This window comes from Sphingobium sp. C100, assembly GCF_000508185.1.
In the GTDB taxonomy this organism is placed as follows: domain Bacteria; phylum Pseudomonadota; class Alphaproteobacteria; order Sphingomonadales; family Sphingomonadaceae; genus Sphingobium.
The window spans coordinates 11,995-34,331 of the sequence record NZ_AYOY01000141.1; the positions used below are offsets into that span (position 1 = coordinate 11,995).

Genomic DNA, 22,337 nt, shown 5'->3' on the forward strand with positions numbered 1-22,337 from the left:
GCCATAGCATCCGTGACAAACAGGGAGACGCGCCATGGTTCAGATGATCGGCTTTTCCGACAGGCGCAGCCTGATCGCGACTCTGGCCCTGCTGCCGCTCGCGGCCTGCGCCACGCCCATGGGGCGCTATACGGTCGAGGATGCGGTGCGGCGGTTGCTGCAATTGTCGAGCCAGCGCGCCTTCGCGCGCCTGACCGAACCGGGCGGCTTCTATGACGATCAACTGACCCGCATCGCCCCGCCAGACCTGGGCGGCGGCAAGGGCGGCGCCGTGCTGTCCGCGCTGTTGCGCACCAATGCCGTGCGCAATCGGGTGGCGATGGCGCTCAACGATCTGGCGGTCGATCTGGCGGACAATGCCGCGCCGGTCGTGATGGATGCGGTGCATCGCATGACCCTGGCGGATGCGGTGTCGGTGCTGCGCGGCGGGCCGACGGCGGCGACCGACCTGCTGGCGCGGCAGGCGCGCGGGTCGGTGGTCGAAGCCTTGCTGCCCGGTACATCGCGGGCGCTGCAATCCGACCTGTTCGAAATGCTGTCGGCTGCGCTTTCCGCCAGCGGGGGCCGCGATTATGCCGCCATGGCGGACAATATATCGGGCCAGATCAGCGACGCCATCTTCCGCGCGATCGGGCGCGAGGAGGCGGAAATTCGCCGCAACCCGCGGGCGACCGGCGACCCGATCCTGATCGCGCTGCTTGGTTAGGCCTTGATTTCGGCGCCCGGCCATGGTGTCGAGGCGCCTATGGAACAGAAATATCCCGGTGTCGCCGGCATCCCCTGGGACCAGCCCGCGACCATGATCGACCTTGATGGCAAGCCGCCGCTGATCGGCACGATCCGCGACTGCGCGGTGCATTTCGCCCTGTACAAGGCGCAGGCCAAGGCGCAGGCGCGCGTCCTGCTGACTCAGCCCGTGCATCGCGAAGGGCGAAAGACCCGCACATGGCTGCTGGAACCCGAAGAGATTGAAGCGCTCGCCGAACGGCTGAAACGCGAAACCAACTGACTCCGTGCGCGGTCGCGCAGGAGACCCGTTTTCCTCTCTTGCGCATCGTTGATCCGTCCGGCCGCGCCATTCTCCTTGCCGTCCCGTGACGGCCGGCGGATGCGCGCTTGTTTTCAGCAACGATATGCGGCATAAAATGATAACGTTACCATAAATGGGGAGAGATATCGGTGCAGCTGTCGGGTTCGTTGTCGTCTTTTCATCCCGCCATCAGGCAGGCAGCGGCGCTGACTATCGCGGGTCTGGTGGTCCTCGCCGTCTCCATGCCCATCGCCCTGGCGCGCGAAACCGTGTCAATCAGCCGCGACTGGCGCTTCACCAAGGGCGATCCCGCCGGCCTGACGCAGGATCTGCGCTATGATGTCCGTCCGCCGATCGAGGATGCGGGCGACGGCAAGGTGGCCGACGCCCGACCCGACGCGGCGGTGCAGGTGGACGACGGCGGCGCGCGCGTGCTCAAGCCCTGGATTCTGCCCAGCGCCAACCCGTTCATCAAGGACAGCGCGAAGCATCATGTCCGCCCGGCGGGCAATCCCGGCGGCGATATATCCTATGTCCAGGCGAATTTCGACGACAGCGACTGGCAGAAGGTCGACCTGCCCCATGACTGGGCGATTGCCGGACCCTTCATCAAGGATGGTCCCTATGGCGGCATGGGCCGTCTGCCGAGCTGGGGCATCGGCTGGTATCGCCGGAGCCTCGACATTCCCGCAAGCGACGGCGGCAAGTCGATCTTTCTCGATGTCGAAGGAGCGATGTCCTACGCCACGGTCTGGCTCAACGGCAAGCTGGTGGGCGGCTGGCCCTATGGCTATAATAGTTTCCGCCTCGACCTGACGCCCTATGCGGTGCCGGGCGGCACGAACCAGCTCGCGATCCGGCTCGACAATCCGCAGGCTTCCGCCCGTTGGTATCCGGGCGGCGGCCTCTACCGCGACATCTATCTCACCACCACGAACAAGGTGCATGTCGGCCAGTGGGGCGGCACGGTCCGCACGCCGCAGGTCGGCAAGGACCAGGCGACCGTCGATCTCAGCCTGACGCTCGACAATGACGGCGACACGGCCGCTGACGTGGAGGTCGCGACCGCTCTCTACGCGCTCGATCCTGAGGGCCAGCGTATCGGCCGCCCGGTCGCCAGCATCGCGCGCCAGCGGACCAGCATCGCGCCGGGTGCAAAGGCGGTGCTGAACGGGTCGACCATCCTGCGCAATCCGCGCCTCTGGGGGCCGCCGCCGACGCAGCAGCCCAACCTTTATGTCGCGCTGTCCACAGTGACGCAGGGCGGCAAGGTCATCGACAGCTACGAAACCCGCTTCGGCGTGCGCCAGATCATATTCGATCCGGACCGCGGCGTCATCGTCAATGGTGAACATATCCCGCTGCGCGGCGTCAATAATCACCATGATCTGGGCGCGCTGGGGGCGGCCTTCAACCGGCGCGCGGCGCAGCGCCAGCTCGAAATCCTGCGCGACATGGGCGCCAACGCCATCCGCATGAGCCACAACCCGCCCGCGCCCGAACTGCTCGACCTTACCGACCGGATGGGTTTCCTCGTCATGGATGAGGTGTTCGACAGTTGGGAAAAGAAAAAGACGCCGCACGACTTCCATCTCATTTTCCCCGACTGGCATGAAGCGGATGCGCGCGCGATGCTGCGCCGGGATCGCAACCATCCCTCCATCATTCTCTGGAGCATCGGCAATGAGGTGGGCGAGCAATATGATGGCGAAGCGGGCGCGAAGATCGGCCGTGAACTTGTCGGCATCGTCCATGAGGAAGACCCGACCCGTCCCGCGACCAGTGCGATGAACTATGCGAAGGCGGACATGCCGCTGCCCGGCGTGATGGACGTCATCAGCCTCAATTATCAGGGCGCGGGCATTCGCGGCATCGTCGGCCAATATCCCGCCTTTCGCGAGAAATTTCCCGACAAGCTGATCCTCAGCACCGAAACCGCCTCGACCCTGTCGAGCCGGGGTGAATATATGTTCCCGGTCGCAGGCGCGATCAGCGGGCCGGTGCGTCCCTGGTCGGGGGGCAATCCCGACACGCATCAGGTCAGCGCCTATGAAATGCACGCCGCCGATTTCGGCTCGTCGCCCGACCGGGTCTGGGCGTCGGATGATCAGCATCCCTATGTCGCGGGCGAATTCGTCTGGACCGGTTTCGACTATCTGGGCGAGCCGACGCCCTATTATACGTCGCGCAGTTCCTATTCGGGTATTGTCGATCTGGCCGGCTTTCCCAAGGATCGTTTCTGGCTCTACCAGTCGCGCTGGCGGCCGGACCTGAAATTCGCCCATATCCTGCCGCACTGGACCTGGCCGGGACGCGAAGGGCAGATAACGCCCGTCCATGTCTTCTCCTCGGCGGACGAGGCGGAACTGTTCGTCAACGGCAAGTCGCAGGGCCGGGTGAAGAAGCGCGACTATGAATATCGTTTCCGCTGGGATTATGTGGTCTATGAACCGGGCGAAATCCGGGTCGAGACCTGGAAGCAGGGACAGCCCTGGGCGAGCGAGACGATCCGCACGGTGGGCGAGGCGGCGAAGCTGTCGCTGACGGCGGACCGCGCGTCCATTGCCGACGACGGGCGCGACCTCTCCTTCGTCACGCTGAAGGTGCTGGACGGGGACGGCAATGTCGTGCCGTCGGCCAAGCAGAAAATCCGCTTCTCGATCGAAGGACCGGGCGAGATCGTCGCGACCGACAATGGCGATCCCACCGACCTGACGGCCTTTCCTTCGCACGAGCGCGGGGCGTTCAACGGCCTGGCGCTGGCGATTGTGCGGGCGGACCCGGAAAAGCCAGGCCGGATCGTCCTACATGCCCATTCGCCAGGGCTGGGCGCGGCGCAGCTGGTCATAACCAGCCGCTGATTGGTCGTAGCAAGCCCGGCATCGGGGGATGATCGCCCCCGTGCCGGGCCTGATGCCGACGATGTCAACGCTGGGCCAGTTGCACGGCCGGCTTGCGGGTGATCTTCAGGCCCGCGTCCGCCCATTCTCCTTTGGTGCGGCAGTCGGTCCGGGGGACCAGCGATCCGGCCGGGACTTCGCGGAAGCAGTAGCTGTCGGTCGTTTCATCGAAGCTGACCTTGGCCCGGCCAAAGGTGCCCTCCGGCTGCGCGAAGGCGGGGGTGGCGACGGCGGCGATAGCGGCGGCGGCGATGATGGCGATGGTCTTCATGATCGATTTCCTTCCCTGAGTGGATGACTGCGACCCCTTGTGGATCGTGCCCACAACATTGCAGGGGGCGTGCCAACTTCAGAAAAAGACGAAAAACTGCGGAATGCGCGGCCCAAAGACTGAATATAGTCTGAATTTATCCCGGATTAATGGTGATGGTCACCGTGTAATGGGATTTTACCCATGGTCCGCGTAAAAACCACCGGTCAGCGATCGGCTCTCAGGGCTTGGCCGGTTCCAGCAGCAGCATTGCGCCATCATACCAGCTCATGGCGACGCGATCATCGCCGGCCGGGAAAAATATCGCGCCCCCCGCAGCCTGGGGCCCCCATTCGCCGCTGTCACACTCAACGGCGTGGGGATCGGGGCGAGCGATTTTCAGTCGGGCCAATTGGACCGCGAACTGCTGGTCATAGTCCCGCGCGGCCGCACCTGTCTGGCGGGCGGTGACGGGGCCGTTGCATATATCGCTCGATGACGCTGATGGGTTCGTGCTCGCCGCCGCCCAGGCCAGCCGCTCCGGTCCGACATCGATCATCCGACCCATATAAGCGGGATCATCGGTGCTGAGCGCCTGTACGCCATCGCCCACCGCCACCGCCGCGACGCGCCAACGTCCCTTGAGCGCGGCGAAATCCATCTGCGACGCAACCGGGTCGGCTGGTTGCACGATAGTGTTGGTGACGGTCGGCGCAGGCGTCACCCTGCCAGTCCCGGCTTCCCCCACCGCCGTCGTCGTGGCAGCGGTCTGATTGGCGACCGGCACGTCGCTGCCGCACGCCGCCAGCGCGAGCGTACCCAGGATCAGGAGCAATCGTCTATTGGCCATCGACCAGCACGTAGCTGAAGGCTTGCTGCCCGCCAAGCGCGGCGACGAAATCATTGAAGGCCGCTTTCGGAATGGTCTGGCATCCGGCGGACCAGCTATTGGTCGATCCGCCCTGATGGATCAGCATGGACCGGCCCGCACCGGACCGGTCGATCCGGTCGGGGTCGGCGGCCGTGAACTGGCCGTCCTGGTTGGTGTCGCGCTCGGCCACCTGCGTGGTCGTCGCGCGGAAGAAGCTGTTGCCCAGATATGTCCCATCCTGCTGCTGATAACGGATCGTCCCCGCCTGCAAGCGCCCCAGATCCATTTTGCCATCGCCATTCATGTCCGTGTGCGAACCGCGCGTGGCTTTGGGGCCGTCCCACGCATATTGACCGGACGGCTCGGTATTGCCCTCGAAGACGCGCGCCTGATAGCGGCCGTCGTCATTCTTCCAGACGACGGCGATCTTGTCGTCATAGACGCCCTTGCCGCCATTGGCGCTGGTGTTGGTATCGGTGCGCAATGCGACCACAACCTTGCGCCCGGCGGCCAGATCGGCTTTCGCCTGCGCGTCGCCCTGCGTGGCGATCGTGGCGGCGAGCGCATCGGGGCTGGTGGCGGCGGCCATCGGCGACGTGTGCCTGGTTTCGGTCGTTGCTGCGGTGGGCGTACGGGAAGCGAGCGGCGCGCCGGGCGTGTTGAACAATTCGACTTCATCGGCGCGGCGGTTGATCAGACCCTGGGACACTTGCCCGTCCGACTTGTTCCACCAGCTCATCGCCTCGGCCGCGCCGGCATAATCGCCCTGGTTCAGCCGGGCGAGCGCCGTGCTGCCGCGAAAGCCATCCTGGCCGGTGCCGATATTATAGGCGAAGGATACCAGCGCATCGAACTGGTTCTGCGTCACCGGCACCGTGACGGCGGCTTGCACGGCGGCCGCATAGGGTTCCACCGTCTGGCGCAACAGCGCCTTTTCCTGATCGGCGGTCAGCGAGATGAGATTCTTGTTGGCGGCGGCGAAATCGCGCGCTGCCGCCCCGCTCAGGCCCGCCCCTTCGCCGGCCTTGCGCGCGGCATCGGCGCTCACGCCGACGGCAATGAGGTCATGCTCGATTGCGGCGGCGCTGCGGCCTTTCATGTCATAGCCCGGCCCCAGCGTCACGCCGCTGGCGCCCTCGGGCCAGTGGAGATGGTTGCTGACATTCGCCTGCGCTTCATGGTCGTAGAGGAAGTCCATGCCATTTTGCGACAGGCCTGACGCCGCGGCCATGCTGCCGGCCCGCGCAGCATCGACGGTTGGTGGAGTGGTATCCGCTGGCGCCGCGCCTAGCTTGAGCACCTGCCCGATCGACAACTTGTCCGGGTTCGCCAATCCGTTGAGGCGTGCCAGTCCCTCGACGCTATGTCCCGTCCGGGCGGCGATGGCGCCCAGCGTGTCGCCTTGCCGGACGGTATAATCCTGCGCCGCAACCGGTTGTGGCCCGGCTGCGTGTGCCTGCGCCTCTGGCGGCAGAAACCGGTCGAGTGTCGAAGGGCGAGCCAGCAACTGGTCCAGTTCGGACATCAGCGCGTCAAAGCCGACGGCATCGCCCAGCCGCTCCAGCCCCTGTTGAATCTCCTCGCCAAGCGACCCCAGCCAGTCCTGGGCGGTGGACCCGAAGTCCGTGGCGCTTTCGATGCCGGCCATGTCTGTCTCCTGCTATGCGGCGATCATCACAGGCTAGGGCTTGGGAGCGCGCGTTGCGCTAAGCGATCCGATTAGCAGGATCAGCGATCCGACTAGCTTCGCTGTCGCTGACCGTCGCATCCAGCCCGCGCGCGCGCAGTCGCGCCTCCAGTTGCTTCAGCGCCTCGTCCCTGCCGTCGCTTTGGCTGCCCAGGTCGATTTGCACTGACAGGCTGCCGGCTTGCGCGTGGATCTGTACCTGCTCCGCGCGCCATTGGTCTCCCGGCAAGGTCAGATGGGTGGAAGCGGAGGGCGCTCGCCCGGCATCGAGCCGATGCACCAATGCCTCAAAGGCCGCGGCATCGGCCGCCGCCGCGCCGCCGGAGAGAGGGCGGGCAGCGGGGGTGGAGGCATCACGATCACTGTGCGGCATGGCCTGCCCCGGAGCTTCGGTCGCCTTATCGTCCTGAGTACGCCGCCCATCCTGATCCTTGCTGGGGGCTTGATGAACGGGCAGCGGCGCGGCGTTGAACGGCGCGACGGGCGCTTGATCTTCGACATCTTTTTCCTGTCGAACAGCCTTTTTGCCCACGCCATCTTTGATCGCCCCGTCTTTGGCAGCGCGCGCCAGCACGGACTTGAACATGTCTGCCGCTTCCGCGCCGGTCTGGGTGGGCGCGGCCATGCGGACAGGCGCGCTCGATTGCGGCCGCGCCGTCGCAGGGGGAATGTTTGCGCTCATGCCAGCGCCGTAATGGACGGGGCGGGGCGCAATTCCTCTTCCGCGCGCCGGCTGACCTGCCGCTGCCACTGCTGGATTGCGCGTTCCAGCTCCTTAAAGATTGCGTCATGCCGCGCCTGCGCGCGCAACCATTCGCGCTTCAGCCGGTCCGCCATGACCCGCGCCTCCGCCAGCACCGCGCCCGCTTGGGCGCGGACCTGCTGCGATGCGTCCGCGCGCGCCGATACCGCCTGGCAGTGAAGCTGCACCAGCGGGTCGCAGGGCTGGCGCACTTGCTCCATCAACGCGGCGGCCCGCTTCGACAATGCCATGGCGCAGGCGCGCGCGGCTTGTTCTTCCTGCACTTGCGCGGCGGCGACCTCCTGCCGGGCCGCAGCGACCTCGCGCTGGCACCGCTCCAGGTCGCGCTTGCGCAACTTCATGATCGTCCTGAGCCGATCGATCTGGTCGCTCATCCTTCAAATCCTCTCAACAAGGTGCGTGTCATCAGCAGCGGTGCCGCTTCATGGGTTGATTGCCGCAGAAATCGGTCCATTTCGTCGCGCCGGGCGATGGCGCGGTCGGCCAGAGCGTCCTGGCCGGGCCGGTAGTCGCCGACCTGGAGCAGCAGTTCGATCTCGTCCAGCTTGGCCAGCATCGCGCGGAACGACAGGGCAGCGCGGCGCTCGCCTTCCTCGACCAGTTGCCCCATCAGCCGGCTTTGGCTGACGAGGATGTCGATGGCGGGATAATGACCGCGCGCCGCCAGTTTGCGCGACAGGATGACATGGCCGTCCAGCAGCGACCGGACCTCCTCGCCGACCGGGTCATCCTCCTCATCCTCCAACAATATGGTGTAGATGCCGGTGATCGCGCCCCGCGCATCGCAACCCGCCCGCTCGAACAGGCGCGGCAGCTCCGCGAAGACCGAGGGCGGAAAGCCGCGCCGCACCGGCGGCTCGCCGGACGCCAGGCCAATTTCGCGCAATGCCCGGGCAAAGCGCGTCACTGAGTCCATCAATAGCAGCACATGCTTGCCCTCGGCGCGAAACCCTTCGGCGATCGCCGTCGCGGCATGGGCGGCGCGCGCGCGCTCCAGCGCCGGCCGATCGGATGTCGACGCGATCACCACGGATCGCGCCAACCCTTCCGCGCCCAGATTATCCTCGATGAATTCGCGCACCTCGCGCCCGCGCTCGCCGATCAGTGCAATGACGATGACGTCCGCCTGCGCCTGTCGGGCCAGCGTGCCGAGCAAGGTGCTCTTGCCGCCGCCCGCCGCCGCGAACACGCCGATGCGCTGCCCCCGACCCAGCGGGAGAAGCCCGTCGATCGCGCGCACGCCGGTTTCCACCTGACGGTCGATCCGCTGCCGCTCCATCGGGTTGGGCGCGGCGGCATAAAGGGGCTGGCTCGCCGGCGTCTCGACCGGGGGCAGGCCGTCGAGCGGCTGCAATCGCGCGTCCATCACCCGGCCCAGCAGCGCGCTCGACACCGGCACCCGATCCTCGCCGACGCGCACCAGCACCTCGGTCTCGCCCGACAGGCCGCGCAGGTCGCCCATCGGCGAAAGGATCGCCTCATGCTCGGACAAGCCCACCACTTCGGCCAGGAGCGAATGCCGCCCCGCCGGGCTGGTCAGCTCGCAAATATCGCCGATCCTTACGGTGACGCCGCTCACCCGGATCGCGGTGCCGATCGCGGCGCGCACCTTGCCCCGCTGCTCGAAGGCAGGTCCAGCCTCCAGCGTGTCGAACAGGGCGGTCAGGCGTGTGTCAGACCGCATCGGCCACCTCCCAGCGCGTGGCGAAGGATTGGATCTGCACGCCGACATCGGCCACGATCCGGCCGTCAGGCGCGGTAAGGCGGCACTGGTCGTCGGTCAGGCCGCTCCGTGCCCGCGCCGAAATCTCGACCGACGAAGGCCGGTCGGCAAAGGCGCGCTCGATATGGGGCAGCATTGCAGGCGACACCTCGACCAGGATCGGTCCACGCGATCCCAGTGTTTCGACCGCACGGCGCGCGACGCCGGCCATCTTGTCCCCATCGGGCAATGTGCCGATCATCTGCCGCAGCGCCGCCAGCGCCAGTGCGGCAATGTCCTCTTCCCGACGCGCGGCATCCGCCTGCGCCTGTTCCGTGAGGTCGGCGATCGCGGTCGCAAAGGCGGCGCGACCTTCCTCCTCGCCCACCTGCCGCCCTTCCGTTGCTGCACGCGCCCGCGCTTCGGCCAGCGTATCGCGTTGGCGGTCACGCCACTCGCGCACCGCGCGCAGCAGCGTCACGGCGTCCTCGACCGGCGGTCGTTCGCTGCCGCGCAGCAGGGGGCGGTCGCTCGCCAGCAGGCTGCGCCCGTCGGCGTGGATCAGGTGAAATGCCATGCGTCCATTTCCCTCAGCAGATGTTCCGCCTGCGCCATGCGCCTGCGCGGTTCGTCGTCCTGCGCGGCGGCAAGGATCAGCCGGCCCGCCGCATGGGGCAGGGCGTCGACCGCGGGCAACGGATCGCGGCCGCCATGGTCCAGCATCCATATCCGTTCCAGAACCGGGCCGCCGATCAACAGCGCATAGCCACGCAGCCGCGCGCCATCGATGAGCCGCGACAGCGCCGATTGAGCACCGATCAACAGCGCGACCATTGCGACGCGCCGTTGCGCCGCTTCGTCGAGCACCGGCCAGCGCGGCATCGACTGCAATGCCGCGAAACCGGGTCTCGCGCCGCCGGCAAAGCGCGCGCCGCGCGTGCGCGGCCAGCCGCCTCTGGCCGCCAGTCGCGCCAGTTCGCGCCGTGCCGCCGATCCATGCGTCACGCCTGTTCGCCCTCCACTTTCACCGGCACCGCGACGGGGCGCCGTCGGCGCCAGAAAAGCGCGGCCAGCCCGCCCGTGCCGACCAGTGCGAGCAGGATGCGGCTCGCCCAATTGTCAAAGCTGGCCACCAGCATCGATTGTTCGGGCGGCGGTGCGGCCTGGCTCGGCACCATCACGACCGACACCTTGTCATAGGCCAGACCCTCGATGCTGTTCGTCACCAGCGACTTGATCGCGCCGGTCTGGCTGCGCAGGTCATAGCCGGGCTGATATTTGACGAAGATTGCGGCGGATGCGGGCTTCACCTTGTCGGACAGCGGGTCGGCTTCCGGCATCGCCAGATGCACGCGCGCCTGCACCACGCCGTCAATCTCGCTTACCGTGTGGCTCAACTCCTGGGACAGGCCGTAGATCAGCCGCGCCCGCTCCTCGGTCGGGGAGGAGACCAGCCCCTTCTTTTCGAACAAGGAGCCGAGATTGGCGAAATCCTCGCGCGGCAGCCCCTTGGCGCGGAGCAGCTGGATCGCCTTGGAAAAATCGTCGGTGCCGACCGAAACCGCCCATTGACCGTCCTTGTCCGACGATTTGGCCGCGTCGATATGCGCGTCGCGCAATGCGGCGATCATGTCGTTGGCCTGATCCTCCTTCAACTGGCCATAAATTTCCTGGCTGCCGCACCCGGCAAGCGCCAGGGCGGCCAGCAGGGCGAGGCTGGATTTTCCGAGGATTTTCATCACCTCTCCTTCCCTTCCCGTCAGCCTTGCTGGCGGAACAGCTGCTGCACGCCTTCCGAACTGCGGTTGGCGATGTTGGACGTGAGCTGGCAATGGAACATGAATTCCTGGCAGCGCATGGTCAGTTGCACGACCTCGCCGGGGGTCAACTCGCCGCCGGTGCCCTCGACCGACCGCGCATAATCGGCCACCGACTTTGCCTCGCCATTCACCTTGTCCAGCGTGCCCAGCAGATTGCGAACGGCGGGGGACATGTCCGTGCCCCCCATATGTTCGGTCGCCGCGACCTTGAGCGCCGCCTGGAATTCGGACGCCGCGTCCGGTCCCGCCTGCTGCGGCATGGCCGGAGCCAGCTCCACCTGGCGGGCGGGCATCGCGGCCTGAGCGGTAACGGGATCGACGCTCATTGCTTGCGCGCCATGGTTTCAAGCGCCTTGGAAACGCTGTCGATCGAACTGTGCGAGCTGTTGGACAAAAAGCTCATCTTCATGGCTTCGGCGGTCAGCATGGTGATCTGCGACGGATTGTCGCCGCCTTCATTGGCGATCATCTCCGACTTCTGCTCGATCGTGGCGGCCTGCCGGTCCAGCGCCTTGCCCCAGGCGGACGCGAAGGCTTCGAACCAGTTGCCCGGCGCGTCGTCCTGTCGCATCCGCGCGCCGGTCAGCGGGGTATTGGCAAGGGTGGCCATGTCGGCGCGGGAAATGCTGTCGGTCATCTCATATCTCCTTCGTGGCTGATGTCATGGGGTGATGCGTTCAAGCCGCCCGTCCTTTTCGAAGGTGACGGCATCGGGGGTGACGGACACCAGATGGTGCCCGGTGGGCAGGGTCGCGCCGGGAAACCAATGCGACCCGTCGGCGGTGATGATATGGGCGGGATCGGCGACGATAGAGGCGAGGCCGGCGCCGCTCTGGGTGAAAAAGGCCTGCAAGGGGCTGGCGTCCAGACTGTCATCGACCCGGAACCCCACTTGCCGCACGGCCGGCAGGTCCTTTTGCAGGTCGGCCTTGACTATGGCTTGCCGGTCGGCCGGCATATAGCCCGCCCGGACGACCAGCGCGCCCGGCTGGGCCGGGCTGACCCGCGCGGCGACGCCCTTGCTTTGCAGTATGTCGGTCGCCGCGCTGGCCAGTTGCGGCCCGGTCTGCGCATCGACGACGACACCATCGCCATGCAGCAGCGCCAGCGCGCGCAGCCGGGCCAGCTCCGGCTCATCGCGTACCACCCCGCGCACGGTCAGCGTCCCGTCGGCTGCTTCGCCCACGGTGACGCCATCAAAGCCCGCCTGCCGCGTTTCACGTTGCAGCGTGGCCATGTCGCCGCCCCGGCCGCGCATGATCGTCCCCAGCGGCTCGGCCGCCGCGACGCAGAGCAATCCGGCACAGCCCGCGCCCAGCGCCAGTCGCGCGACCTTCCGGTCGATCCGGCCCAATTGCGCGCGCGCCATGTCGGTCAGCCGGTCAAGCAGGCGCGGCGCCTGCAACGGCCCCACCGCCACGCCGCAGGGGGTGTCGGCAATCTTGGTCGCATCCTCCCAGCGGGGCGAGACCGGCGCGCCGTGCGCGACCAGATATTCACCCAGGCGAAAGGGCAGATAGGCCGGCAACACGGCCTGTTCGCCCGCCCCCAGCGTGCGGCCCAGCAGTTCGATCTGCCCTTGCAGAACGCGCAGTTGCGCCGTGTCGGGGTTTAGCTCCAGTTCGATCGCACAGTCGCGGGTGCCGGCGCCGCGCAGCACGACGTCATTGGCCAGCCCGTGACCGATGCTGACCCGGTCGCGGCCGTCCAGCGGATAGGCTTTGCCGGACAGCCTGCCCGACAGCAATTTAAGGACGCGATGCGCAATGGCATTGCCGCGCGGCATCTCGATCCGGCCGATCGTGGCGGCGGTCATTGCAGGCTCTCCATCGGTAGGCGGGGGGCGGGGGGCTCTGCGGGCGCTATCCCCAATTTGGTCGGCGTGGGCGCGACCATGGCCGGCGAATCCAGCCGGGTGATCCGGGGTGAAATCAGGAATAGTCGCTCGACATGCTGGCGCCGTTTGGACCGGGTCTTGAACAATTCGCCCAGCACCGGGATCTGGCCCAGCACCGGAATGGCGCTTTCGGCGTCCATATCGGAATTGACGGTCAGGCCGCCCAGCAACAGGCTTTCCCCCTCGGCGATCAGCGCCTGGGTGTTCACGCTGGCGCGCTCCACCACCGGGATACGATCGACCGTGCCGTCCAGCAGCGCGCCGTCCTCGACATTGACGACCATGCGGATGCGCGGCTGGCCATTATCGACCAGCACATGCGGATTGACGCGCAGCACCGTGCCTGCCGTCACGTTGAACAGGTCGACCTGCCGGTCGCCCGCCACGCGAACATAGAAGGTGCGGGTGCGATCGAACACCGCCTCGACATTGGAAAGCGTAACGAGCTGCGGCCGCGACACCACCTTGGCCGCGCCCTTTTCCTCCAGCGCGCTGATGCGGGCGATGAACTCGTTGTTGGCGCCGATGATGCCCGACAGCGACAGGCCGCGATTGGCCGCGCCGCTGTTCAGCGTGTCGGTCAGCGGATTGCCTGTGCGCCGCACGATGTCGCCGCCGAACAGCGCGCCCCAGTCGCCGCTGCGAAACCGCCAGTTGATTCCCAGCTCGCGCAACCGATCGACATTGACGTCGATGATGGTCGCCTCCAGCTCGACAATCTGCGGCGCGACGTCGAGTGAGCGCACAAGTCCTTCATAAGCAGGCATATTTTCCGGCCTGTCGCGTACGATGACGGCGTTGAGCGATGGGTCGACGGTGATGCGCGGTCCGACCTGGGGCAATGGCTGCGGCTGTGGCTGCGCCGTGCGCTGTCCCGCGGAGGGCAGGCCCAGATAATCTTCCTCGTCATAGGGCGTCGAACGCGAAGCGTCCGGCGCGACGCTGTCCAGACCCTTGCCCATCAATCTCGGCACCGACTGGCGCACCTGCTGGTCGCCATAGGCCGCGCCGACCGTGCCGATGGGCAGGCCGTCGCCCATGATGCGCGCCACGATGGTGGCGACGCCGGGCATCCGCACTTCCCGATCGCCGGTGCGCAATGTTGTGTCATCAGCGCGAGCATAGCGAAGATAGAAGACCCGCAGCTCATAAGGCTCGATCCCGCCCGGCGTCAGCGGCTGCGCCTGGCCGGGCGTGATGGCTGCGACCGGCGGCCGTTCGCGAACAGCGGTGCGCGGCAGCGCGCTGGCGATCTGCTGCACCTGATCCAGGAAACGCGGCACCCCGGTCGCCAGCACCGATTCAGCCGATGCGATGCGAACCCGGTTATTGCCGTCGCTCAGTCGGCCGCGCCCCACCGCGCCCGACAGGTCGGCCGCGCGGCCCGGTGCGACGCTCATGGTGCGGCTCTGCACGTCGTTGGCGCTGTAGATGGTGACAACCGACCCATCATAATAAGCGATCAGGTTGAACGCGCCCGCGACCTGCCGCCATATATCGGCGGGCAATCCCGAAAAGCGCCCGTTGATCTTGCCTGTGACCGTCCCATTCACCGCGACGCGCAGGCTCGACGCCGCGAAGAATTGGTTGAGGAAATCCGCCGCCGGCTGGTCCCGCGCGGTGATGCTGATCTTGCGCTCGCCAAAGGGCGGCTCGGCCGCTTCCAGCGCTGGGGCGATGCCGACGAGCGCGATGGCGCAGGACAGGCGCAGCAAGGGCCTCATGCCGCGGCCTCCATTGGCGCCTGTTCCTGGATCGCGTCGGGTGTGCGATCGAGCGTCCCGACCACGTCCAGCGGCAATGCGGGCGTTAGTTCATTATAGCAGAGGATCGGCAGGCCAAACAGGTCGCCTGTGGTCAACTGCCGCAACGGCCGGCGCAGATCATAGGCCGTGACAATCGCCCGCGCGCCGCATTTGGCGGCTTCGCTGCGGATCATCCCGATCAGGGTGCGTGCCTGGTCCGGTGGCATGGCAAGGTGCGCCACCCCTTCGACGGTCTGGAGATTGTCGCGGAAAAAGCGTTCCAGCCGCCCACCCACGACCAGCACCGGGAACCGCCCGTCGGCCATGTGCGGAGCGGCGATATAGCGGCGCAGCGCCACGCGGGTCCGGTCGGCGATCGGCACGGCATTGCGTTCCGACTGGCCGATGTCGGCAATGGCTTCCAACACGTCGCGCAAATTCCGCAAACAAACCTCCTCTTCGGCAAGCAGGCGCAGCACTTCGGCTATGCGCGGGGACGACACGGCGCGGACGACCTCCTTGACCAGGTCGGGATAGTCCGTGCCCATTCGGTTGAGCATCGCCACAGTTTCCTGAAGGCCCAGGAAGCGCGCGGCATTACGGCGCAGCAGCGCCTCGACCGCCGTGGCCATGGCGTCTTCCAGTGGCCCTTCGGCCTGGCCCGATCCGACCGGCGCCTCATAGGCCAGCAGCGTCCAGCGTGGCGCCTCGCCATCGGGCAGCAGCCGGCTGGTCATCTCGCCCGCCGGCATCGGCAGGCCCAGGCGCGCCTGCACCATCTCGATCACATGGACGAACCGCGCGCGCAGCCGTTCGGCCTGCGCCGCGTCCAGTCCCGGCGCGGCGATCTCCAGCACCAGCGGACGCACCGGGCGCGGCGCGGCGGGTTGCGCTTCCAGCGTTTCCGGCAGCGGCTTTTCCCGTTTGTCGAACCGGGCGGTCTGACCCATGAGCCAGGCGTGCGATACCGGATGCTGCCAGGCGGCGGCGCTGCCCAGCGCCAGCGCGATGCCGATGAACACGGCGCTGGGGAAGCCGGGAATCAACGCCATCAACAGGCACAAAATCGCGGCGGGGATCAGCACCTTGGGCTTGCTGCCGATCTGGTGGAGGATGGCGGGGCCAAGGCTGCCGTCGCGGCTCTCATCGGTGGTGCGCGTCACCAGCAGGCCCGCCGCCATGGCGCTGAACAGGGCAGGAATCTGGGCGACCAGGCCGTCGCCGATGGTCAGGATCGAAAAGACCTGCATCGCCTCTCCGGCTTCCATCCCATGGGAAAAGACCCCGACCGCCAGGCCGCCAATCAGGTTAATGAGCACGATGACGATGGAGGCGATGGCGTCGCCCTTCACGAACTTCATCGCGCCGTCCAGGCTGCCGTGCAGCTTGCTTTCCAGCTCCAGTGTGCGCCGCCGCTCGCGTGCCTCGTCCTTCGTCGTCAGACCCGAACGCAGGTCGCTGTCGATCGACAATTGCTTGCCGGGCATCGCGTCCAGGCTGAACCGCGCGGCCACTTCGGCGACGCGCTCGGCGCCCTTGGAAATGACGATGAACTGTACGACCGTGATGATCAGGAAGACGACCAGGCCGACGATCAGGTTGCCGCCCGCCACCATCTGCCCGAATTGTTCGATGATGTGCCCGCCCTGCGCCGACGTCAGGATCATCCGCGTGGTCGCGATCGACAGCGACAGGCGAAACAATGTCGTCAACAGCAATACTGTGGGGAAGGTCGAGAAATCGAGCGGCTTGGCGATGTGCAGCGTCGATAGCAGCAGCAGCAGGCCGATGGCGATATTGGTCGCGACCAGCATGTCGATGACGATCGTGGGGAGCGGCAGGATCAGCAACCCGACGATCGCGACCACGGCGAAGATCAGCATCAGGTCGGCGGGGCGGACCGCGCCGCGCGGCACGCGGGAAAGCAGGGAGGCCGCCATCATCTACAGCCCGGTCCCGCGGCGCAGCGCGGCATAGCGCGCCATCACCTTGATGACATAATCCTGCGTCTCGGCATAGGGCGGCACCCGGTTGCCATAGCGGGCGACCGCCCCCTCGCCGGCATTATAGGCCGCCAGGATCAGGTCGAAATCCTTCCCATATCGTTTTTGCAGGGTCTTCAGCAGCTTCGCGCCGGTTTCGATATTGGTCGCCGGGTCATAGAGCGCCTCGCGCGCTACGCCGAAACGGGCGCCGGTGTCCGGCATGATCTGCATCAGCCCCCGGGCGCCGGCATGTGATAGCGCCACCGGCCGATAGGTCGATTCGGTGCCGATGATCGCGTGCAGGAACAACGGGTCGATGCGATAGGCCTGCGCACTCGCCTGGATATGCTGTTCGAACGCAGTGTTGACCGGGCCAATGCGGATCGGCCGCTCCAGCATCGCGCTGACGCGCCGTGTTCCGGCGGGCGGCTGCGCCAACGCGGTCTTGCGCCGCTTGGCTTCCTGCTTTTTCGGTTCGTCTTCCTTGACGCCGACGATGCGCGCCACATCGGGCGTGGTGCGAATTTGCGTGCGTGGCGCTGCGACGATGCGTGCAGCGCAGCCCTGGAGCGCCATATAGCCCACCATGCTGCCGCCGTCCGCGACGCGCAGGTTGGCGTTGAGCGGGCACGACCCGAAATCAATGTCTCGCCAGCTGACATTGTCCTCGGCTGCTGCCGGGGCGGCAATCATCATGCACATCGATAGTGTCGCAATATGACTATTGCGCTTGCTGCGATTGTTCATCTTGACGATCTCCTATCTGGTGACGTCCACACACCAAATTATCGATTCGTCCAAATCAGTATAAAATCAGAAATTTCTACAGTTTACTTGCGGCCATGTTCAGTATCAGCCGCGCTGAGAACAAGAGCCTTGTTGCCGCGGAAATCCGGTGAAGCCACTGTAACGAGATCAATGGTGGCCATGGGACGGTGAGGTGAGGCCTAAGATCATTTGCTGAGGAACCGTGACAGATCAGTCACATAATCGTTACGACTAGGTGAACTTCCATGTCGATGGCGAAATATCCCCGTGGATGAACGACTCGTCCCAATTCCGACATGCGGGCTTGACGAAGGGCTGCCTCTGCTAAACTTTTACTTAAGTCCACACACACCCTTGGTTGTTTTGCTTGAGGCGGCGCTGAAACGATTATGGCGCTCCTCTCCCACCAGAGCTTGCATTGATCATGTGTGGAGCCCTTCATGGCCGAGAAAAATGATGGCGGCGACAAGACCGAGAAGCCGACTCCCAAGCGTCTGCGCGACGCACGGCGTAAGGGCGATGTCGCCAAATCAAAGGATGTCGGTCCTGCCATCGGCATGATCCTCTGGTTCCTGCTGCTGCTGTTCGCGGCGGGCCATGCAGGGGCGCAGATCACCGCGTTGATGCGCGACGCCGTCGGCACGGCGACCACCATGCCATTCGATGCCGCCGCCCCCATGCTCGGCTGGGCATCGCTGCTGGTCCTGGTTTCCGTCAGCCTGCTGATCCTCGGGCCGGCCGCCCTGATCGGTATCATTGCCGAATTTCTTCAGGTTGGCGCGCTGGTCACCACCGAAAAGCTCAAGCCTTCACTGGACAAGCTGAACCCGGTCGAAGGTCTCAAACGCATGTTCAGCATGGATAATCTTGTTGAACTCATCAAGACCGTCGCGAAGGCAGGGTTGATCCTGACGATCGCCGGGATCATCCTCTGGCGCTCGGCCGACGCCTTTATCAGCTTGGTGCAGACCGCCGGCTGGTCCCCGGTCGCGCATCATGGGGACAAGGTCGCGACCGCGATGCTGGCGCTGATACGCTCGCTCTCGGTGCAGCTCTTCGCCTGGACCTGCGCCGTGTTCCTGTTCGTGGCGGCGGCCGACCGCGCCTGGGCGCATCACAGCTTCATCAAGAAATTGCGGATGAGCCGCCGCGACATCCGGCAGGAGCATAAAGATAATGAAGGCGATCCGATGCTGCGCGCACAGCGGCGCCAACTGCACGAGGAATGGGCCAACCAGAATGCCGTCGCGGCGGCGGGCAAGGCCAATGTTCTGCTCACCAATCCCACACATCTGGCGATCGCGCTCGATTATGATGCGGACGATTGCCCGGTGCCGATGATCGCTGCAAAGGGGGAAGGGCCGCTGGCCGCGGCCATGCGGGCGGAGGCGGAACGCGAAGGCGTGCCGATCGTCCGCAATATCGGCCTCGCGCGGGGCATTTGGGGGGAGTGCGAGGTCGGCGGGCCGATCCCACAGAATAGTTTCGATGCCATCGCGGAAATCATCCTGTGGGCGCGGCGCGCACGGGACGGGCTTGAATCGCCCGTGCGGGAGGATGCGATATGAACGCGGGCACGTTTTTCCTGAGCCTGTTGGCGGTCATCCTGGCGCTGGCTGTCGTGCTCGGCCTTGCCTGGATCGCGCTGCGGCTGCTGCGGCGCTGGAACGATCATTTCCAGGGCAGGGGCGAAGGCAATGAACAGCCGATCCGCTTCCTGCGCGCGATGGCCGTCGGTCAGCGCGAGCGCATCGCCCTTGTCGAAGTGCGCGGGGAGGTGATGCTGATCGGCATTACCGGTGGCGGTATCAGTCTTCTCGCCCATTGGCCAGACGGCCGCGCGGTGCCTGTCTCAGCGCCCCTCAATCGGGAGCCGTTCCAGCCATGATGCCGGACAAGCCGCGCTTTCGCCATATCAGCGCTGCGGAAGCACATCTGCGCCAGAGCCTGCTGGGCGCGCTCTGCGGCGTGCGGGTCGGCGAACATCTTCTGCGCGCGACCGTCGTGGATATGGCGGCGCCGGACGATGCACCCTGGTTTCTTTGCGCGGAAGATATCGGCTTTCGTATCCTTCACCTGAACCACCGGCCGATCCGCATGGACGCCGCCGAAGGCCCGGCCATGGCCATGTTGCTCGACGGTGCCGACACGTTGCTCAGCGCGGTCGAGGCCGCACTTGGCCTTACGCTCGAACCCGCTGACATCGGTCCGCGCCCGCAGGCCGCAACGATCGTCGCCCGGATCGAGACCATGGCCGGCGATGCGCGCATCGACCTTGCCCTGTCTGCGGACGCCGCACTCCTGCCGACATCGGCGCCCTTTGCGCCAGCGCTGCTTGGCGACGTCCCGGTGCCGCTACGCCTGTCGATCGCGGGACCGCGCCTGTCGCCAACCGATGCGGCGACCCTCGCGCCGGGCGACATGTTGTTGCTCGGCAGCGGCGCCTTTGCAGCGACCCTGCAATCCGCTGCCGGCGGAGGGATTGACGGCCGGATAGATCCCGCCGCGCGGCTGTTCCAACCGCGCTGACCCCGGACATGAAAGAAGGAGGAGGAAGCCATGGATGATGCCGCTGCCCACACCATTGCGCCAACGGCCGCCAATCCCGTTTTCCCGGCCGATGATTTTGCCGTTCAGCTGCGCTTCGAACTTGATCAAGCCGAGGTGCCGCTCGCGCGGCTCCAGGCGGTGCAGCAGGGCGGCGTGCTGCCGCTCCAGGACCGCGACGGCGCCTTGGCCGTTCGCATCCTCGCGGGCAGCCGCGCCATCGCCACCGGCCAGATCGTGTCGATCGGCGACAGCTACGGCGTCCTTATAGAGACGATCCTCAAGGAGGGCTGATACCCCATGGACGTGTCCGCCTTCACCCCCGGCAGCGCGCTGGTCGTCGTTGTCCTCATCGCGCTTGCGCCTTTCTTCGCCGTCATGGTGACCAGCTTCACCAAGATTGTCGTGGTGCTGTCGCTGCTTCGCAATGCACTTGGTCTCCAGCAGGTGCCGCCCAATGTCGTGTTGAACGGCATGGCGCTGGTCCTGTCGGTCTATGTCATGTATCCAACGATGCAGCAGATGGCCGCCGCCTCTGGCGAACAGGCCGTTCCGTCCCAGACCAGCGAGATATTCTCCGCCGCCGATCGCGCCAAGGAACCGCTGCGCGCCTTCCTCATCAAGCATAGCGCGGCGGACGAGCGGGCCTTCTTCCTGCGCACCCAGCAGCGCGTCGCCCAGCAGAACGGGACGCAGGCCGCCAGCGCCACCGACTTCATCGTCGTCGTGCCCGCCTTCATCGTGCGCGAATTGACCGTCGCCTTCCAGATCGGCTTCCTCATCTTCCTGCCATTTCTGGTGATCGACCTCGTCATCTCCAACATATTGCTGGCGATGGGGATGATGATGCTGTCCCCTGTCACCATCTCCCTGCCATTCAAGATATTGCTCTTCGTGCTTGTCGATGGCTGGGTGAAGCTGTCGCACGGGCTGGTGCTCAGCTATGTCTGACAGCATCATCCGCATGACCATCGACGCGCTCTGGCTCGTCCTGCTGCTCTCCGCGCCACCGATCGTCGCGGCTTCCGCGGTGGGCCTGCTGGTCGCCTTGGTGCAGGCGGCGACGCAGCTTCAGGAACAGACGTTGCAATATACGCTCAAATTCTTCGCCATCGTCGCCACCATATTCCTGACCGCCTCGCTGCTGGCGGGTAGTCTCTATCGGTTCGGCGACACCATCTTCACCGAATTTCCCGCGATGGTGAGGCAGTGATGCAGGGTGTGCCGGCCTGGATGATGCAGTTGCTGCTGGTCGGCATCGCCTCGGCCCGGTTTGGCTTCGCCTTCGCGATCATTCCCCTGTTCGCACAGAACACCATTCCCGCGACCGTGCGCAACGCGATCATCCTGACCTTCGGCGGAGTCGCCTTCGCGCTCCAGCCCAATTTCATGGTGAAGGACATCGGCACCTTCGGCTGGGCGATCATGCTGGTGCGCGAAGCCGGGATCGGCATCGCCATCGGTTTCTTCTTCGCCACCATTCTCTGGGCGATGGAGGCGGCGGGCGAGATCGTCGATGCAAAGGTCGGTGCCACCATCGGGCAGATATTGGAGCCCAATGGCGGCACCATGACCTCGCTCACCGGATCGTTCCTGCAACGCCTGGCCCATGTCCTGTTCGCGGCGTGGGGCGGCCTCCTGCTGCTTGTCGGCACGATCATGGAAAGTTTCGCCATCTGGCCGATCGCGCAGAGCTGGCCGACGCTCGATCCGCGTTCGCTGCTCCTGTTCGAAGGGGAATTTGGTCGCCTTATGACGCTCGCCCTCATCTTTTCCGCCCCAATCCTGGTCATGCTCTATCTTGTCGACGCCTCGCTCGGCCTGCTCAACCGCTTCGCCCAGCAACTCAACGTCTTCTCGCTCTCCCTGTCGATCAAGAGCTGGGCGGCCACGGCACTGCTGCTGGTCCTCGTGCCCCTCCTGGCGCAAGCGGTGCTGATGGATCTCTCCACGCGCAGCGATGTGGTGCGCGCGGTCGCTCGGACGCTTGCGCGATGACCGCCGCTGACGATGAAGAGGCCCGCCTGCGCGAGCTGATGCGCCTGCTGCGTCAGGCCGACGCGCGCGCGGCGGAAGAGGATGTGCCGCTCGGCGAATATCGCATCCCCCGTTCGCGCGTGCCCGAACGGCATAGCGCATCCATCGGCACGCTCACGAAAACGGAGGTTGCGGTGCTCCGTTTCCTGGGCTGGGGCCGTGCCAATGCCGACATTGCGACCCTGCTGGTGATCAGCGAGAATACGGTGCGGGTTCACCTCAACAATATGTGTCGCAAGCTGGAACTGGACGGTGTGCGGGAACTCAATGCGCTCGCGGGCCTGCTCTTCCATCCGCTGACCTAGTCGGATCGCTTAGCCGTTTAGTCGGATCGG

The 22,337-nt window shown here is 65.9% G+C and carries 26 protein-coding genes; 11 read left to right on the forward strand and 15 right to left on the reverse strand.

Going from position 1 to position 22,337, the window contains the following annotated elements; translation table 11 throughout:
• Positions 1-34 precede the first annotated feature (34 nt).
• The 3 genes from C100_RS35135 to galB all read left to right on the forward strand — a co-directional run bounded on the left by C100_RS35135 (position 35) and on the right by galB (position 3,891).
• Positions 35-706 carry a DUF4197 domain-containing protein gene (locus C100_RS35135; RefSeq protein WP_024019737.1) on the forward strand — a complete coding sequence of 224 codons (672 nt, stop codon included), beginning with the start codon at positions 35-37 and terminating at the stop codon, positions 704-706.
• Between the two features lie 39 nt (positions 707-745).
• Positions 746-1,009 (forward strand): hypothetical protein, encoded by a 264-nt coding sequence (locus tag C100_RS35140; RefSeq protein WP_024019738.1) that lies wholly within the window; start codon positions 746-748, stop codon positions 1,007-1,009.
• Positions 1,010-1,179: 170 nt separating this feature from the next.
• On the forward strand, positions 1,180-3,891 hold the full coding sequence (galB, locus tag C100_RS35145; protein ID WP_024019739.1) for a beta-galactosidase GalB: 2,712 nt from the start codon (positions 1,180-1,182) through the stop codon (positions 3,889-3,891).
• Between the two features lie 64 nt (positions 3,892-3,955).
• On the opposite strand, the gene C100_RS35150 is transcribed toward galB, so the two are convergent.
• The 15 genes from C100_RS35150 to C100_RS47495 form a co-directional block, all read right to left on the reverse strand.
• Complete coding sequence (locus C100_RS35150; RefSeq protein ID WP_024019740.1) at positions 3,956-4,201, reverse strand: hypothetical protein; 246 nt, start codon at positions 4,199-4,201, stop codon at positions 3,956-3,958.
• Between the two features lie 220 nt (positions 4,202-4,421).
• Positions 4,422-5,030 (reverse strand): hypothetical protein, encoded by a 609-nt coding sequence (locus C100_RS0124600; RefSeq protein WP_152536455.1) that lies wholly within the window; start codon positions 5,028-5,030, stop codon positions 4,422-4,424.
• Entirely contained in the window at positions 5,020-6,699 is a 1,680-nt protein-coding gene (locus C100_RS47490; protein ID WP_024019742.1) for a glycoside hydrolase family protein, read from the reverse strand. Before C100_RS47490 ends, C100_RS0124600 begins: the two co-directional genes overlap by 11 nt.
• Before the next feature lie 58 nt (positions 6,700-6,757).
• Positions 6,758-7,420, reverse strand: a complete 663-nt coding sequence (locus C100_RS35160) for a hypothetical protein (protein ID WP_024019743.1) — start codon at positions 7,418-7,420, stop codon at positions 6,758-6,760.
• The gene (locus tag C100_RS35165; RefSeq protein WP_024019744.1) at positions 7,417-7,875 is read right to left on the reverse strand and encodes a hypothetical protein; all 459 of its coding nucleotides are present in this window, start codon (positions 7,873-7,875) and stop codon (positions 7,417-7,419) included. The genes C100_RS35160 and C100_RS35165 overlap by 4 nt, the downstream gene beginning before the upstream one ends.
• Positions 7,872-9,185 carry a FliI/YscN family ATPase gene (locus C100_RS35170; RefSeq protein ID WP_024019745.1) on the reverse strand — a complete coding sequence of 438 codons (1,314 nt, stop codon included), beginning with the start codon at positions 9,183-9,185 and terminating at the stop codon, positions 7,872-7,874. The genes C100_RS35165 and C100_RS35170 overlap by 4 nt, the downstream gene beginning before the upstream one ends.
• Entirely contained in the window at positions 9,175-9,780 is a 606-nt protein-coding gene (locus C100_RS35175) for a FliH/SctL family protein (RefSeq protein ID WP_024019746.1), read from the reverse strand. The genes C100_RS35170 and C100_RS35175 overlap by 11 nt, the downstream gene beginning before the upstream one ends.
• Positions 9,765-10,208, reverse strand: coding sequence for a hypothetical protein (locus C100_RS48600; RefSeq protein WP_024019747.1), 444 nt, complete (start codon positions 10,206-10,208; stop codon positions 9,765-9,767). The genes C100_RS35175 and C100_RS48600 overlap by 16 nt, the downstream gene beginning before the upstream one ends.
• Positions 10,205-10,942: a type III secretion system inner membrane ring lipoprotein SctJ gene (sctJ, locus tag C100_RS35185; protein ID WP_031309374.1), complete on the reverse strand. Its 738-nt coding sequence runs from the start codon at positions 10,940-10,942 to the stop codon at positions 10,205-10,207. Before sctJ ends, C100_RS48600 begins: the two co-directional genes overlap by 4 nt.
• A gap of 20 nt (positions 10,943-10,962) precedes the next feature.
• Positions 10,963-11,349, reverse strand: a complete 387-nt coding sequence (locus C100_RS35190; protein WP_024019749.1) for a hypothetical protein — start codon at positions 11,347-11,349, stop codon at positions 10,963-10,965.
• A complete protein-coding gene (locus C100_RS35195) occupies positions 11,346-11,660 on the reverse strand; it encodes a hypothetical protein (RefSeq protein ID WP_024019750.1) in 315 nt (104 codons plus the stop codon). The genes C100_RS35190 and C100_RS35195 overlap by 4 nt, the downstream gene beginning before the upstream one ends.
• Positions 11,661-11,684: 24 nt before the next feature.
• The gene (locus C100_RS35200) at positions 11,685-12,839 is read right to left on the reverse strand and encodes a hypothetical protein (RefSeq protein ID WP_024019751.1); all 1,155 of its coding nucleotides are present in this window, start codon (positions 12,837-12,839) and stop codon (positions 11,685-11,687) included.
• Positions 12,836-14,644, reverse strand: a complete 1,809-nt coding sequence (sctC, locus tag C100_RS35205; protein WP_024019752.1) for a type III secretion system outer membrane ring subunit SctC — start codon at positions 14,642-14,644, stop codon at positions 12,836-12,838. The genes C100_RS35200 and sctC overlap by 4 nt, the downstream gene beginning before the upstream one ends.
• On the reverse strand, positions 14,641-16,608 hold the full coding sequence (locus tag C100_RS35210; protein WP_024019753.1) for a flagellar biosynthesis protein FlhA: 1,968 nt from the start codon (positions 16,606-16,608) through the stop codon (positions 14,641-14,643). Before C100_RS35210 ends, sctC begins: the two co-directional genes overlap by 4 nt.
• Complete coding sequence (locus C100_RS47495) at positions 16,609-17,397, reverse strand: lytic transglycosylase domain-containing protein (protein ID WP_024019754.1); 789 nt, start codon at positions 17,395-17,397, stop codon at positions 16,609-16,611.
• Positions 17,398-17,858: 461 nt separating this feature from the next.
• On the opposite strand from C100_RS47495, the gene C100_RS35215 reads away from it, so the two are divergent.
• Genes C100_RS35215 through C100_RS35250 form a run of 8 tightly spaced genes read left to right on the forward strand, consistent with a single transcriptional unit; the run spans position 17,859 to position 22,307 of the window.
• Positions 17,859-18,986 (forward strand): EscU/YscU/HrcU family type III secretion system export apparatus switch protein, encoded by a 1,128-nt coding sequence (locus C100_RS35215; RefSeq protein WP_024019755.1) that lies wholly within the window; start codon positions 17,859-17,861, stop codon positions 18,984-18,986.
• On the forward strand, positions 18,983-19,306 hold the full coding sequence (gene fliO / locus C100_RS35220) for a flagellar biosynthetic protein FliO (protein ID WP_024019756.1): 324 nt from the start codon (positions 18,983-18,985) through the stop codon (positions 19,304-19,306). Before C100_RS35215 ends, fliO begins: the two co-directional genes overlap by 4 nt.
• Entirely contained in the window at positions 19,303-19,947 is a 645-nt protein-coding gene (locus tag C100_RS35225) for a hypothetical protein (protein WP_031309378.1), read from the forward strand. Before fliO ends, C100_RS35225 begins: the two co-directional genes overlap by 4 nt.
• A 30-nt stretch (positions 19,948-19,977) precedes the next feature.
• The gene (locus tag C100_RS35230) at positions 19,978-20,259 is read left to right on the forward strand and encodes a FliM/FliN family flagellar motor switch protein (protein ID WP_024019758.1); all 282 of its coding nucleotides are present in this window, start codon (positions 19,978-19,980) and stop codon (positions 20,257-20,259) included.
• Positions 20,260-20,265: 6 nt separating this feature from the next.
• On the forward strand, positions 20,266-20,916 hold the full coding sequence (gene sctR / locus C100_RS35235; protein ID WP_024019759.1) for a type III secretion system export apparatus subunit SctR: 651 nt from the start codon (positions 20,266-20,268) through the stop codon (positions 20,914-20,916).
• Positions 20,909-21,178 (forward strand): type III secretion system export apparatus subunit SctS, encoded by a 270-nt coding sequence (gene sctS, locus C100_RS35240; protein WP_024019760.1) that lies wholly within the window; start codon positions 20,909-20,911, stop codon positions 21,176-21,178. The genes sctR and sctS overlap by 8 nt, the downstream gene beginning before the upstream one ends.
• A complete protein-coding gene (gene sctT / locus C100_RS35245; protein ID WP_024019761.1) occupies positions 21,178-21,963 on the forward strand; it encodes a type III secretion system export apparatus subunit SctT in 786 nt (261 codons plus the stop codon). Before sctS ends, sctT begins: the two co-directional genes overlap by 1 nt.
• Entirely contained in the window at positions 21,960-22,307 is a 348-nt protein-coding gene (locus C100_RS35250; protein ID WP_024019762.1) for a helix-turn-helix domain-containing protein, read from the forward strand. Before sctT ends, C100_RS35250 begins: the two co-directional genes overlap by 4 nt.
• The last annotated feature ends 30 nt before the right edge of the window (positions 22,308-22,337 follow it).